Genomic DNA, 14135 nt, shown 5'->3' on the forward strand with positions numbered 1-14135 from the left:
ATGACGGTAGGTAAGAAGGCGCGCAAATCCGCGCGCGGTAACCGATGGGGACTGGCGTTCGTAGGGCTCCTCCTGTTGGCCGCCGGAGCCGCTGCCCTGGCCGCCGGCCTGGGCGCATTCGGTACGGGCGTCGCCGGTTCGCCCCTGCTCACCGACTCGGCCGCCCGGTACACCAGGGCCTCATGGGTGCCCTATGCGGTGGTGGCGCTCTCGGTGGTCCTCGCCCTGATCGCCCTCCGCTGGTTGGTGGTCCAGGGCAGGGTCGACTGGGTCGGTCGGTTGCGAATGGAACCCGAACCCCTGATGGGGACCACCGAGTTGACGGCCGGCGCGGCACGCGGGGTGTTCGAAGAGGAAGTCGGGGAGTACCCAGGCGTACGCCGCGCGCGTGTCAAGATGACCGAGTCCAGCAGTTCCCCGCACCTGCGTCTCGACCTGACCCTCAACGCCGACGCCGACGCCACCGCGGTGTGGCGGCGAGTCCGTGGTGAGGCGCTGGAGAACCTGCGATCCTCCCTCGAATTGGACCGGTTGCCCGCTGTCGTGCGGATGACAATGACCGCACCGGCCAAGAACCCCGCCCGAGAGCTCGTCTGAGCGGATCGAAGCCATCCTGGAAAGCGGCGCCGGAGGACTTCGGGGGGAGCCTTCGGCGCCGCGTTTTCTCCAGGTGCGGCCCGGGACACTGGTCAGCCCAGCAGCGCGGACAGCACAGCATCGGTGTCGCACAGGTCGTCCAACACGACGGTGGCACCCGCTGCACGAAGAGCAGCGGCGTCGGCCAGTCCGGTTGCCACCGCCACGATCTGCGCGCCGCCCTCCAGGGCGGCGCGGACGTCGTTGGGGGTGTCACCCACCAGCACCGTGGTGCCGGAACCGAAGGCCACGCCGGTCGCCTCCTGTACACGTCGCTGGGCGATCTCTACGAGCTCCGGTCGCTCCCAGTGGTCGTCGCCGTAGCCGCCGAGGTCGAATTCGACGAGGTGCTCCAGCCCCAACGCATTCAGCTTGTGCCGGGCGTTCGCCCGGGCATTTCCAGTGAGCAGCGAGGACACCACGTCCGACTCGCGTGCGCAGCGCTCCAGGACCCGACGTGCGCCGGGGAGGACCCGGCCGCGGGTCCGTAGCCGGTCGCGGTTGTGTCGGAACTCCAGATCCTCCAGGCGCAGGAACTCGGGAAACTCGTCGGCCCGATGGGAAAGGCCGTTGGCCGCCAGGGTGTCGGTGAACCACTGCCATTCGGTGCGGCCGGGGCCGCGCGTCGTGACGTGGTCGGGCATCCCGCTGAAGGCGGTGAAGGCGGTGCAGAAGACCGACCACCCGATCCCCTCGACGTCGATGAGGGTCTTGTCGATGTCCCACAGCACCAGCCGCTTGCCCACGCCCGCCCCTTACCGTCGTGCCGAATGCCCGATCACGCTATCCGATCGCCTATCTGAACCGTCGTGCCCCGCAACAGCCGGAGGGCCACGGCGTTCTGCCGGGCCGGGCCGACGGTCGGCGCCACACGCTGGATGAGTCCGGCGCGATCGATCCAGCCTTCGACCGTGGAGCCCCCGATACCGGTCAGCGTCATGGCGCCTGGGGAACCAAACGTGCCCGGCGGTGAGCAGGCCGCCCGGTCGGGGGTGCCGTGCCGCACCAACCAGTGGCCGAAGCCCATGGTCGTAGTCGGCACGAAAGGCTCCGGCGAACAGGAAGGCCGCCGTGAACAGCGACTCCGCCAGTACGTCACCGGACAGCAGCGCCCGGGGCGTGCCACGAGAAGAAAGCGACATCGCCGAATAAAACCGGGTCTCTCCTCGATCGGGGAGCCGCCCGCGGCCATCAGGAAAAGGCCGGGCCAGAGGAGTGATCTCTTCAGGCCAGAAAATGCGGCGTGGTCTGCCGGTTCTGTCGTAGTCGGTTGTTACGTTGCCGCTATGGCGAAAAAAATCTTCGTGAACCTGCCCGTCAGCAACCTGGAGGCGTCCACAACCTTCTTCGCGGGTCTCGGGTTCGACATCAATCCCCAGTTCAGCGACGACAACGCCGCATGTCTGGTGATCAGCGACGACATCTTCGTGATGCTGCTCGTCGAGGATTACTTCCAGACGTTCACCGCCAAGCAGATCTGCGACGCCCGCACGCACACCGAGGCGATCCTCGCGTTGAGTGCCGAGAGCCGCCAGGAAGTGGACGACCTGGTCACCAAGGCCATCGCCACCGGTGGGAGCCCGTCCAACGAGCCCATCGACCAGGACGGAATGTACGGCTGGAGTTTCCAGGACCCGGACGGTCACCTCTGGGAGGTCATGCACATGGGTGAGTAGGACTGAGCGCCTCGTTCCCCCGCGCCCGAGCAGTACGACCAGACCGGTCGGGGCCGACCGCGAACAATGCCGCCGGGCCGTTCAGCGTCGATGAGGGACTGCGCGGGAACGGCTGAGCCGGTCTGAGCGATATCGGGTGGAAAATAATTCTTTTGTTCGTAGAACAATTATTGAGTGGACGGTCGAAGCGTCCTGCCAGTTCTGCGTCGATCAACCGCCCGTCCGCGGAGAGCATGACGATTTTGCGCGGTCGACAAGAAAATTCGCCGGCACCCCAAGGGGAATCAGCTGGGCGATGCTGTCGTAGTGCTCGGTGACGGTCGGTATCGCCTGGTCGTGCCGACCAGGCGATACGGATTCATTGCGCGGCGAGGCGGGCCACGAAGGCCCGTGGTGCGTCGGGGGGGCTGTACCAGCTCAGCACTCGATGACGTTGACGGCCAGGCCCCCGCGGCTGGTCTCCTTGTACTTGTCCATCATGTCGCGACCGGTGTCGCGCATCGTCCTGATGACCTTGTCCAGCGATACGAAATGGCTCCCGTCGCCGCGCAGGGCGATCTTGGCCGCGGTGATCGCCTTGACCGAGGCCAGCGCGTTGCGCTCGATACAGGGCACCTGTACCAGGCCGCCGATCGGATCGCAGGTCAGACCGAGATTGTGTTCCATGGCGATCTCCGCGGCGTTCTCGACCTGCTCGGGAGTACCGCCCAGCGTTTCCACCAGTCCGGCCGCCGCCATCGACGAGGCCGAGCCGACCTCGCCCTGGCAGCCGACCTCCGCACCGGAGATCGAGGCGTTCTCCTTGAACAGGATGCCGATGGCTCCCGCGGTCAGCATGAAGCGCACGATCCCCTCCTGGCTGGCGCCGGGGGTGAAGTGCTCGTAATAGTGCATCACGGCAGGGACGATCCCGGCAGCGCCGTTGGTGGGGGCGGTCACCACGCGTCCGCCCGCCGCGTTCTCCTCGTTGACCGCGAGTGCGTAGAGGGTGATCCAGTCGCTGCCGCGCATCGGATCGGAGTCGTGCGGTGCGCCTGGGCGCAGCAGCCCGGAATCGTCGCAACTGCCGCCGAGCTGTCGGTAGAGCCGGTTGGCGCGTCTGGGCACCTTCAGGCCGCCCGGAAGAGTGCCCTCGGTGGTCACCCCGCGCCGTACGCACTGGCGCATCGCCTGCCAGATTTCCAGCAGCTCCACGCGAACCTGTTCGGGAGACCTGCCGAACGCCGCCTCGTTGGCGAGCATCACGGAGCTGATCGACCTGCCGGTTTCCCGGCACAGCGTCAACAGTTCTTCAGCGGTGGCGAAGGGGAGCGGCAACGGGGTGTCGTCGGGCTTGATCCGATCCGCGCCGGCAGCCTCCTCGTCCACTACGAAGCCACCGCCCACCGAGTAGTAGACCTTAGCGCTCAACTCGGCGCCTTCTGCGTCCAGAGCGACGAAGCGCATCCCGTTGGGGTGGCCGGGCAGGCTCTCCTTGCGGCGAAAGTCCACGTCCGTCTTCGGGGAGAAGCCAATTTCGTGCGTGCCGTCCAGTGCGAGGCCGTCCCGCCTGGTGACCTCGGCCAGCAGCCGGGGAACGGCGTCCACGTCCACGCCCTCGGGGGTCTCGCCGAGCAGACCGAGGATGACGGCGGTGTCACTGCCGTGCCCTTTACCGGTCAGGGCGAGAGAGCCGTACAGTTCGGCGCGTACCCGCACCACCCGTTCCAGCAGCCCTTCGGCGCGCAGCCCCGCGGTGAAGGTGCGAGCAGCCTTCATCGGCCCGACGGTGTGTGAGCTGGACGGTCCGATGCCGACCTTGAACAGGTCGAACACGCTGATCGCCATCACGTCCCCTTACTTGTCGCCGGCTCTGGCCGGGAGAGGTCGCGCTGCCCCGGTTCGGGGCGTTACGCAGAACGGGCGGGGGCGGCTTGTGGCCGGGCCCCGCCCGAAAGGTGTGCGCCCGAGAAGGCGCCGGTGGGCGCCTTTCGGAGAGACCCGGTGTTATTTCAGGCCGGGGTAGAGCGGGTGTGCGGTTGCCAGCGCGGAAACGCGTGCACGCAGCGCCTCGACGTCGTAGGTGGGCTTGAGCACCTCGGCGATGATGTCGGCGACCTCGGTGAAGTCGGCCTCGTCGAAGCCGCGGGTGGCCAGCGCCGGAGTACCGATGCGCAGGCCGGAGGTGACCATGGGCGGACGCGGGTCATTGGGAACGGCGTTGCGGTTGACCGTGATGCCGATCTCGTGCAGCCGGTCCTCGGCCTCCTGCCCGTTGAGGGCTGAGTTGACCAGGTCCACCAGCACCAGGTGCACCTCGGTGCCGCCGGTGAGGACGTTGACCCCCACCTCGGTGGCGTCCGGGCGGGTGAGCCGCTCGGCCAGGATCTTGGCACCGGCGATGGTACGCCGCTGACGGTCGGCGAACTCCTCGCCCGCCGCGACCTTCAACGCCACGGCCTTGGCCGCGATCACGTGCTCCAGCGGTCCGCCCTGCATCCCCGGGAAGACCGCCGAGTTCAGCTTCTTGCCGTACTCGGACTTGGCGAGGATCAGTCCGCCGCGGGGGCCACCCAGCGTCTTGTGGGTGGTGGTCGTGACGATATCGGCGTATTCGACGGGGTTGGGGTGCAGGCCCGCTGCGACCAGACCCGCGAAGTGCGCCATGTCCACCATCAGGATCGCACCGACCTGGTCGGCGATGGCGCGGAACCGGGCGAAGTCGAGCTGGCGCGGATAAGCCGACCAGCCCGCGACGAGCATCTTGGGCTGGTGCTCCTTGGCCAGCGCCTCGACCTCGTCGTAGTCGACCGTGCCGTCGGAGTCGCGTACGTGGTAGGCGACGGCGTTGAGGATCTTGCCGGAGTAGTTGATCCGCATGCCGTGGGTCAGGTGCCCACCGTGCGCGAGGTCCAGACCCAAAATGGTGTCACCCGGCTTGAGCAGCGCGAAGTACACGGCCGTGTTGGCCTGCGCGCCCGAGTGCGGCTGGACGTTGGCGTACTCGGCTCCGAACAGCGACTTTGCGCGGTCGATGGCCAGCTGCTCGATGACGTCGACATGCTCGCATCCGCCGTAGTAGCGGCGACCAGGGTAGCCCTCGGCGTACTTGTTGGTCAGAACGGTGCCCTGGGCCTCCAGAACCGCCTGAGGAGCGAAGTTCTCGGAGGCGATCATTTCCAGGGTGTCGCGCTGGCGAGCGAGCTCGGCGTCCACGGCGGCCGAGACCTCGGGGTCGAGCTGCGCCAGGGATTGGTTGAGCGAATTGCTCTGGGCGGTCATGAAGTTAACCTTCACCTTCGGTGAGCTGTGTGTACTGCTCCGGGGTGAGTAGATCGACCGGCTCTTCGGAGAGCTCCACCTTGAACAGCCACCCCTGACTGTAGGGGTCCGAACCGATCAGCTCCGGCTCGTCTACCGCGGCCTGGTTGACCTCGACGACCTCGCCATTGACCGGCGCATACAGCTCGCTCACCGACTTGTGGGACTCGACCTCGCCGCAGGTTGTGCCTGCTTCCAGGGTCGATCCGACCTCGGGCGGCTCGACGTAGACGATGTCACCCAGGGCTTCGGCGGCGAAGGCCGTGATACCGACGGTGGCGACGCCCTCCTTGACGGAGACCCATTCGTGCTCGTTGGTGTAGCCCAGCTCCGCGGGAACGCTCAATTCAACTCTCCAGGAGTGTTGTCCATTATTCAGCAGCGGCCGGGGGGCTCGTGCGCCACCCCGTGCCGCGTCGTCCCGTCCCGCCTCGTCAAGGAGTTGCGGGTGGACGCACCAGTCGCGCGGAAGACTACTTGTCCCGCTTGTAGAAGGGCAGCCGAACCACGTCCATCGGTTCGGCGCGTCCCCGAACGTCCACTGCGAACTCTCCGCTGGACAGGTCGGTTCCGGCCTCCACGTAGGCGACCGCGATGGGTTTGCCGATGGAGGGGGAGGGGGCTCCGCTAGTGACGGTTCCCACAGAAACACCGTCGCGCAGAACGTCGTAGCCCTTGCGCGGTACCCGTCGGCCGCGGCCGACGAGGCCAACGAGGGTGTGGGTGGGACCGCTGTCGGCCCGGGCGGTCAGTGCCGCGCGACCGACGAAGTCGTCGGGCTTGTCGAGTTTGACGACGCGGCCCAGGCCGGCCTCGTAGGGGGTGCGGTCCAGGCTGAGCTCATTGCCGTACAGCGGCATCCCGGCCTCCAGGCGCAGGGTGTCGCGGGCGGACAGTCCGGCTGGGATCAGCCCGGCGGGCTCGCCGGCCTTGAGAAGGGCGTCCCACACCGCGGGGGCGTCGGAACCGGGCTTCACGAAGATCTCGAAGCCGTCCTCGCCGGTGTAGCCCGTACGCGCCAACAGTACGGGCTGACCTGCGACGGTGTGGCGGTACCCGGCGTAGTACTTGATGGTGGACAGGTCGGCGTCGGTCAGCGGAGCCAGGATCTCCACGGCCCTGGGGCCCTGGACGGCGATGAGGGCGTACTCGCTCGATTCGTCGGCAAGCACCACGTCGAAGCCGGACGCACGCTCGGTCAGCGCGGCGAAGACCGTGTCGCTGTTGGAGGCGTTGGCCACGATCAGGTACTCGTCCTCGGCGAGGCGGTAGACGATCAGGTCGTCGATGACGCCGCCGTGCTCAGCGGTGATCATGGTGTAACGCGCGCGGCCCGGGGTGACAGCGGAGAGGTGGCCCACCAGTGCGTAGTCGAGGAAGGAGGCCGCGCCCGCACCGCGTACCAGAAGCTCGCCCATGTGGGAAAGGTCGAACAGGCCCGCGGCCTCACGCACGGCCTTGTGCTCGGCGGCCTCGCTGGCGTAGCGCAGGGGCATCAGCCAACCGGCGAAATCAACCAGATTGGCGTTCAACGCTTGGTGGGTCTGGTGCAGCGGGGTGGTGCGGGCACCTTCGGGGGCCTGACTCATGAGCACTCCTGGCGGGGATGGACGCGGACAGGGCTGTGGACTCCCATCCTCCCCCTCTGTCATCTGTGCCTGAGAGGTTCACCGCACACGGCGGCTTGCACCTTCGGCGAGGGGCATGCGCGCCCCTGCTTTCCAGAGTGTTCTCGCCCGTGCGGTCCATCGCGCCTGAGAGGTTCTCTGGGGAGGGTTTGCTCCTTCGGCGGTCCGCGCTGGCTGCGGCGGACACTCTCCCGCACAGGGTCATCGAGTGGGACCCAGCCTAGCAGCGCGCAGCCAGACCGATCTGGGACCGTCCCCGCCGGGGTGTAACGCGCGTTCACTGTTGCAGTCGGCGCGGCACACCCCGGTCGCGGGGTAGCCGGTCAGACGTTGACCTTGCGGCGACTGCGCACGGCTTCGGCGAGCCCGGTGAGCACGCTCTCCGTGGTCTCCCAGTCCATGCACTTGTCGGTGATGCTCTGGCCGTAGGTCAGATCGGCGGGGTCGCCGAGCTTCTGCGCACCGGCCACCAGGAAGCTCTCCAGCATGACACCGGTGATGCCGCGCTGCCCCTCGGCAACCTGGGCTGCGATGGCCTCGGCCACGCCCGGCTGACGGGTGTGGTCCTTGCCGCTGTTGGCATGACTGGCGTCGATCATCAGCCGTCGTGGCAGTCCGGCAGCCGCGATGGTCTCCAGTGCCGCACCCACCTGGTCGGCATCGTAGTTGGGGCCGGAGCGCCCGCCCCGCAGGATGACATGGCAGTCGGGGTTGCCCGACGTGGTCACGACGGCGCCCGCTCCGCTGGGGTCGATCCCGAAGAAGGTGTGGGAGGCGCCCGACGCCCCTACGGCGTCCACGGCGACCTGGACGTCTCCGTCGGTGCCGTTCTTGAAGCCGACGGGCATGCTCAGGCCACTGCCGAGCTGACGGTGGACCTGGCTCTCGGTGGTGCGCGCCCCGATGGCACCCCAGGCCACGACGTCGGCGATGTACTGCGGAGTGATGGGGTCGAGGAACTCGGTGCCGGAGACCACGCCCAGCGAGGCGATGTCCAGCAGCAGTTTGCGGGCGGTGCGCAGGCCGCGGTGGACGTCGTAGCTGTCGTCGAGGCCCGGGTCGTTGATCAGGCCCTTCCAGCCCAGCGTCGTGCGCGGCTTCTCGAAGTAGACCCGCATGACCACGCACAACTCCGAGCGCACGGAGGGCGTCAGCGCCTTGAGACGGCGGGCGTAGTCCAGGGCGGATGCGGGGTCGTGCACCGAGCACGGACCCACGATGACCAGGAGCCGGTCGTCCTCGCCGTCGAGCACGCGTTTGACCTCGGAGCGGGCGTCCTCGATCAAGGCGGCACGCTCTGGGCCCATCGGCAGCTCGGCCAGGATGTCGCGCGGGGCAACGAGCGGCTGGTAGCTGTCTACACGCGTGTCATTGGTACTGGGCATGGGTTCCTCGTCCTCGTTCCCCTGGTGACTCACTCGACCCTAACGCGGTCTGCTTTGTTGATCTTTCCCCGACCCCGGCTGATTCGATCCCCGAGACGGTGACCAATACCCGGAGACGCCACGGAGGGTAGGAGGCGGCGGGCTGTACCCGGGCGTCGGTGGTTTCGACGGATCGCGGGGTGTCGCACCTCTAGGATGAGTCCGATGGACGAGTTGTGCGACGGTCAGGATCCTTGGCGGTCCGGCCGTCAGACGGTCTCCAGCCGATACCGCACGGGTGGGCGCGCTGCCCCGTCGACCACCCCGCAGAGCCGGCCTGCGCCATGTGTGCCCCACCGTTGCGCTCCGGCCCCTGCCCGCTGCCCCGATCGGGGAGCGCGGTCACGGCTTCCTCCCCCGCGTACCCCCGCGGCAGGGCGGTCCTGTTGCCGGACGAAGCCGAAAGGTTTCGGTGCCGTTCACGCCGGCTCCCCGCGTCCGCAGCCGCTCACGTGCCGAGGAGATGATCGCCCACGGTGAGCAGTGCGGCGCCGGCGTGCCCGCCTGCGTCTGCGTGTTCGCACCGTTTGTTGAGACCAGCCTCTCCTGACGCCCGGCTCCTGCCACGACCACCCCAAGCCTCGTTGAAAGAAGGGCGCTTTCCATGCGCACGCTGTATCCGCCCATCGAGCCGTATGACAGCGGCATGCTCGATGTCGGCGACGGCAACCGGATCTACTGGGAGCTCGCGGGAAATCCCGCGGGCAAACCGGTGGTCTTTTTGCACGGCGGCCCTGGGGCGGGCTGTTCGCCCGACCACCGTCGTCTGTTCGATCCCCAGCGTTACCGTGTCCTGCTCTTCGACCAGCGCAACTGCGGGCGCAGTACCCCGCACGCCAGCCGAATGGACACCCAACTGCACGCCAACACCACCTGGAGTCTCGTCGGCGACATCGAGCGCCTGCGAGTGATGACCGGGGCGGACCAGTGGCAGGTCTTCGGCGGCTCGTGGGGGAGCGCGCTGGCCCTGGCCTACGCCGAACAGCACCCTGAACGGGTGAGCGAGATCATCGTGCGCGGAATCTTCACCTTGCGCAACGAGGAACTGCGCTGGTTCTACCAGAGTGGCGCGTCGTTCTTGTTCCCGGACGTGTGGGAGTCCTACCTCGCCCCGATTCCCGTCGAGGAACGCGACGACTTGATCGGGGCGTACTCGGAGCGGCTCAATTCCCCCGATCGCGATGTCAGGCTGGAAGCGGCGAGGGCCTGGAGTGTTTGGGAGGGGTCCACGATCACCCTGCGTCCCGACGAGAAGGTGCGCGCCAAGCACGCCCAGGCCGACTACGCGCTGGCCTTCGCGCGGATCGAGAACCACTTCTTCGTACACGGCGGCTTCTTCACCCCGGGCCAGCTCATCGAGAACGCCGGAAAGCTCGCTGCCATCCCGGGGGTGATCGTGCAGGGGCGCTATGACGTGTGCACCCCGGCCACCACGGCCTTCGATCTCCACCGGGCCTGGCCGGAGGCGGAGTTCCACCTGGTCGATGATGCCGGGCACGCCTTCAGCGAGCCGGGGATCCTGCACCAGCTGATCGAGGCGACCGACCGGTTCGCTCAGGACTAGGTGCGGCAGAGTTTTAGGGGCGGCCATTTCCGGGAAGCTGAACCGGGGTGGCCGCCCGAGCGGCAGGCAGGCGCCGGGCCGATGCCCGGAGAGGCGAGCCCGACCGCGACCTGGCGGTTTCGGGTCCTGGCCACCACGGCGAGCGGGAGCGGCACATGCGGGTGAAGGTCGATTTCGATCGGTGCGAGAGCAACGCGGTCTGTATGGGGATCGTCCCCGAGGTATTCGAAGTCCGCGACGACGACTACCTCTACGTCCTCCAGGAGGAGCCCGGACCGGAGCTGCGCCCGGAGGTCGAAGAGGCCGCCCGGCTCTGTCCAAAGCAGGCCATCAGCGTCGAGGGCTAGGGAGCGGCCGCGGCCAAGGCGTCGGTCCAGGCGGTCGGTTGCTCCAGGAGTTTTCGGTAGCGCATGGTCTTGGGCGTCGAACGCAGCCCGAGCACGCCGACCAGCATGCCCGCGCGGCCGAAGAACGCGACGAACTTGCGGCTCTCGGGGGACCCGTGCACGATCTCCACGGAATCGGCGGGTGTCGCCTGGCCCAGCAGCTGAACCTTTGCGCCGTACTGGTCGGACCAGAAGTAGGGAACCGGTTGATAGGCCCACCGCGTTCCCGACCCCGCCAGCAGATTGTGCGCCACCACCGCTGCCTGCTCCCCGGCATTGGTCCAGTGCTCCAGCCGGGTGCGTCCGCCGTAGCGAGGATGCGGCCAACTGGCGAGGTCGCCCGCGGCGTACACCCCCGGCAGGGAGGTTGCGCAGTGCTCGTCGCAGCGCACCGCCTGGTCACCGGCGTCCAGCTCGACCCCCGACCCGGCGAGCCAACCGGTGTTGAGGTTCACGCCCAGCCCCGCGACGACTAGGGACGCCTCCACCGTGCTGTCGTCGGCCAGACGGACCCGCTCGACCCGTCCGGTGCCCTCCAACGCGCGGACGCCCACGCCCACCCGCAGGTCCACGCCGTTGTCACGGTGCAACTCGGCCAGCACCGAGCCGACCCTCGGATCCACCGTCCGGGTCAGCGGCGTTGCTGCCGCTTCGATCAGGGTGACCTCCAGTCCCAGCGCGCGGGCGCTCGCGGCGACCTCGGCGCCGATGAACCCGGCACCCACCACTGTGATCCGCTCGTGCTCGGCGAGTTCGGCACGCAGCGCTTCGGCGTCGTCAAGGGTGCGCAGCACGTGCACGCCGGACAGCGTCGTGTCGGGGCGGCGAGCAGCGCCCCCGGTCGCGATCACCACGCTGTCGCCGGTCACCCGGGAACCGTCGGAGAGTTCTACCGCACGTTCCCCCGGGTGCAGGGCCAACGCCCGCACCCCCAGGCGCAGGTCGAGGTCGAGCGCGGACAGTTCCTCGGGGCCGCGCAGCCGCACACCCGCCCCTGTCCCCTTGCCCGTCAGCAATTCCTTGGACAGCGGCGGGCGCGAGTAAGGCTCGTGCGCCTCCTCGCCGACCAGGGTGATGGTTCCGTCAAAGCCGGCGCCCCGGAGAGCCTCCGCGGTGCTCAGGCCGGCCAGGCCGGCGCCCACGACGACGACTTCGCGCATGTGCTCTCCTCGCAACACGAACTCCCTGCGGACGCTGGAAATTCTAGGACCCGGCACTCACGGCGGGACGGTGCCGCCGGAATCAACTTCGCGCCTCCGATGCTGTTGCCCCGAACTCCGGGGCAACAGCATCGGAGGCGCGGGCCCGGTGGCCGGCCGCAGGCAATCGGCTCAGCCGAGCGGGCGGATCACTCCGACGACTCCTCCGCCTCCGGTCACGTCCGTGGCGAGCAGGTCCTCGGTTCCGGAGATGTCGGCCCCCACCGAGGACAGCGCGGTGAGCGCGACCATGGCCCCCGCGCGGGGCAGCGGGTCTCCGTCGCTGATCTTGACCGCGGCCGTCTCACCGGTGGGCGCCGCGACCACGATGACGCCCTCGGCGCCGATCTTCGAGGTCGCTCCGGGCAGAGCGCGCATGAGCACGGTGTCCACCCGGCCCTCACCCGCCACGTATTCCGGGAACGCACGCATGGCGGCGTTGATCGTGTGTTCGATCGATCCTTCGGGAGCCAGCGCCATCGCCTGGAACCCTCGGGCCAGACCGGTCAAGGACACCGCGAGTTGGGGGGCGCCGCAGCCGTCCACCGCCGTGTGCGCGATCGGTTCGCCGCACTTCTCCTCGACCGCTTCACGGATCAGCAACTGGAGCGGGTGGGAGGGGGAAAGGTAGCCGCGGAGGTCCCAGCCCCGGCGCACACAGGCGTCCAGCATCGCGGCGTGCTTGCCCGAGCAGTTCATCAGTGTGCGGCTGGGCGCCCCGTCCGCACGGAGCAGGGCGTCGCGGGTCCGGCGGTCCATGGGCCAGTCCTCGGGGCAGCCCAGGTCGGCTTCGGTGAGCCCGGCCGCGGCCAGTGTCGCGGTTACGCTGGCCACGTGGATGTCGGCTCCACTGTGACTGCCCGCCGCGATCGCCACCTGGCTTCCCGTCAGTCGGGCTCCTGCGCGCAGGGCGGCCAACGCCTGGAACGGCTTGGCGGCCGAGCGCGGGAACATGGGGGCCGTCACGTCGCCCAGGGCGTAACCCACCTCCCCCGCGGCGGTCAGCGCTACGACCGCTCCGTAGTGCACGCCCTCCCGCATTCCTGAACGGGTCACTTCGACGAGCGGGACGTAGGCGGGCGGTGCGCTCTGTGCCATCACTGCTCCGTGGTCAGTAGTGGGAGAAACGAAAACTTTCATCCCATCTTTACCTACCGTCGGAGCCTTCCGGTCCGGGGTCGGTCACCGTCCGAGAAGGCCCAGGCGTCCGGTCGCACGGATACGCGCCACGACAGGTACGGGCAAAGGGTTGCGTCGGTGCTGACGGGTAGGGTCAGGGCTTGGTTCGCGTTTGGGCGCGTGAGGGGCGCGGACCGGCCGGAACGCGCCGCCAACACGCGAGGAGACGAAGACGTGTCGCACGAGGATCACGCCGGCCGCAGAGCCGTGCACATCGGTGCGCTGACCCGGGGCAGAGGCGGTCACCGCGCACTCGACCTGGAGTACGCCGTGGTCGACGTCGAGACGACCGGGCTCTTGCCGGAGAAGGGGGCCAGGGTCTGCGAGATCGCTGTCGTGCGCATGCGCGGTGACGGCACGGTGCTGCGCGAGTTCACCACGCTTGTCGACCCCCGGATCGCGGTCACCGGACAGGAGTTCCACGGGATAGCCGACGGCGACGTGGTGGGTGCGCCCAGGATCGGTGAGCTCACCGGTGAGCTCACCGAGCTCTTCTCCGGAGCGGTTCTCGTGGGACACAACCTCGACTTCGAGGACGCCTTTCTGACCGCTGAACTCGTGGCCACGGGACTGCCGGCCGGGCTGCCCGGTCTGTGTACCTTGCGCACCCTGCGTTCCCAGGTCGAACTGGAGCGCTACTCGCTGGCCCGGGCCAGTCATGCCTTGGGGGGCGACTGGCCGACCGGGCAGCACACAGCACTGGGCGACGCACGCGCCTGCGCACAGTTGCTTGCGGAACTGCTGCACAACGCGCCGGGCGAGTTGCGCTACCTCGGCCCCGACCCGGTCGTGCTCGCGGGTCGACCCTCCGCTGCTGCAAGGGCGAAGCCGCGGCGCTCGGTCAGCGTTTCACCGCGGCGCCCGGCCGGCTCCGCTCCGCGACCGGCGCCGGTGGGACGGCTGCGACCCTGGCCGCGGTTGTGGAACCGGCTCGAGCTCGATCCCCGATTGTGCGTCGGGAGCTTCGGGCCCCCTGAGCGCTCCCTGGCGCTGGCCGAGGCCCTGCGCAGGTTCCGCCGCCGCCGGACGGCCTCGGTGATCGCTGCTTTCACTGCGACCGTTGCCACCGCAGCCCTGGCGGCAACAGTGGCCGGCAGTGTCGGCCGGGAGGTGGGGGACGCGTCGGGCTGACCCTCTTCGCGC

Annotated in this window: 14 protein-coding genes and 1 riboswitch; of the genes, 5 read left to right on the plus strand and 9 right to left on the minus strand. The window is 68.6% G+C overall.

What is annotated here, in order from left to right; genetic code table 11:
• Positions 1 to 597, plus strand: a complete 597-nt coding sequence (locus tag QSJ59_RS09790; RefSeq protein WP_285758836.1) for an Asp23/Gls24 family envelope stress response protein — start codon at positions 1 to 3, stop codon at positions 595 to 597.
• Positions 598 to 689: 92 nt separating this feature from the next.
• Here QSJ59_RS09790 and QSJ59_RS09795 read toward each other — a convergent pair whose 3' ends face one another.
• Positions 690 to 1382 carry a haloacid dehalogenase-like hydrolase gene (locus QSJ59_RS09795; RefSeq protein WP_285758837.1) on the minus strand — a complete coding sequence of 231 codons (693 nt, stop codon included), beginning with the start codon at positions 1380 to 1382 and terminating at the stop codon, positions 690 to 692.
• Positions 1383 to 1414: 32 nt separating this feature from the next.
• On the minus strand, positions 1415 to 1678 hold the full coding sequence (locus tag QSJ59_RS09800) for a hypothetical protein (RefSeq protein ID WP_285758839.1): 264 nt from the start codon (positions 1676 to 1678) through the stop codon (positions 1415 to 1417).
• A gap of 244 nt (positions 1679 to 1922) precedes the next feature.
• Between QSJ59_RS09800 and QSJ59_RS09805 the strand changes: the two genes are divergently transcribed.
• Positions 1923 to 2312: a VOC family protein gene (locus tag QSJ59_RS09805; RefSeq protein WP_285758841.1), complete on the plus strand. Its 390-nt coding sequence runs from the start codon at positions 1923 to 1925 to the stop codon at positions 2310 to 2312.
• 417 nt (positions 2313 to 2729) lie between these two features.
• On the opposite strand, the gene QSJ59_RS09810 is transcribed toward QSJ59_RS09805, so the two are convergent.
• The 5 genes from QSJ59_RS09810 to QSJ59_RS09830 form a co-directional block, all read right to left on the minus strand.
• Positions 2730 to 4139: an L-serine ammonia-lyase gene (locus QSJ59_RS09810; protein WP_285758842.1), complete on the minus strand. Its 1410-nt coding sequence runs from the start codon at positions 4137 to 4139 to the stop codon at positions 2730 to 2732.
• 159 nt (positions 4140 to 4298) lie between these two features.
• Complete coding sequence (gene glyA, locus QSJ59_RS09815) at positions 4299 to 5573, minus strand: serine hydroxymethyltransferase (protein WP_285758845.1); 1275 nt, start codon at positions 5571 to 5573, stop codon at positions 4299 to 4301.
• 4 nt (positions 5574 to 5577) lie between these two features.
• Entirely contained in the window at positions 5578 to 5958 is a 381-nt protein-coding gene (gcvH, locus tag QSJ59_RS09820) for a glycine cleavage system protein GcvH (protein ID WP_285758846.1), read from the minus strand.
• 127 nt (positions 5959 to 6085) lie between these two features.
• Positions 6086 to 7201 (minus strand): glycine cleavage system aminomethyltransferase GcvT, encoded by a 1116-nt coding sequence (gcvT, locus tag QSJ59_RS09825; RefSeq protein WP_285758847.1) that lies wholly within the window; start codon positions 7199 to 7201, stop codon positions 6086 to 6088.
• A 142-nt stretch (positions 7202 to 7343) separates the two neighbouring features.
• A riboswitch (glycine riboswitch) is annotated at positions 7344 to 7444 on the minus strand.
• A 119-nt stretch (positions 7445 to 7563) separates the two neighbouring features.
• A complete protein-coding gene (locus QSJ59_RS09830; protein WP_285758849.1) occupies positions 7564 to 8625 on the minus strand; it encodes a 3-deoxy-7-phosphoheptulonate synthase in 1062 nt (353 codons plus the stop codon).
• 643 nt (positions 8626 to 9268) lie between these two features.
• Here QSJ59_RS09830 and pip point away from each other — a divergent pair.
• Positions 9269 to 10228: a prolyl aminopeptidase gene (gene pip / locus QSJ59_RS09835; RefSeq protein ID WP_285758852.1), complete on the plus strand. Its 960-nt coding sequence runs from the start codon at positions 9269 to 9271 to the stop codon at positions 10226 to 10228.
• A 155-nt stretch (positions 10229 to 10383) separates the two neighbouring features.
• Entirely contained in the window at positions 10384 to 10575 is a 192-nt protein-coding gene (locus QSJ59_RS09840; protein WP_285758854.1) for a ferredoxin, read from the plus strand.
• Here QSJ59_RS09840 and QSJ59_RS09845 read toward each other — a convergent pair.
• Positions 10572 to 11774 (minus strand): NAD(P)/FAD-dependent oxidoreductase, encoded by a 1203-nt coding sequence (locus QSJ59_RS09845; RefSeq protein WP_285758856.1) that lies wholly within the window; start codon positions 11772 to 11774, stop codon positions 10572 to 10574. The two genes, QSJ59_RS09840 and QSJ59_RS09845, sit on opposite strands and share 4 nt — an antisense overlap.
• 171 nt (positions 11775 to 11945) lie before the next feature.
• Positions 11946 to 12911 (minus strand): asparaginase, encoded by a 966-nt coding sequence (locus QSJ59_RS09850; protein WP_285758858.1) that lies wholly within the window; start codon positions 12909 to 12911, stop codon positions 11946 to 11948.
• Positions 12912 to 13166: 255 nt separating this feature from the next.
• Between QSJ59_RS09850 and QSJ59_RS09855 the strand changes: the two genes are divergently transcribed.
• Positions 13167 to 14123 carry a 3'-5' exonuclease gene (locus QSJ59_RS09855; protein ID WP_285758859.1) on the plus strand — a complete coding sequence of 319 codons (957 nt, stop codon included), beginning with the start codon at positions 13167 to 13169 and terminating at the stop codon, positions 14121 to 14123.
• The last annotated feature ends 12 nt before the right edge of the window (positions 14124 to 14135 follow it).

It is taken from the genome of Nocardiopsis ansamitocini, assembly GCF_030268225.1.
Lineage (GTDB): Bacteria > Actinomycetota > Actinomycetes > Streptosporangiales > Streptosporangiaceae > Nocardiopsis_D > Nocardiopsis_D ansamitocini.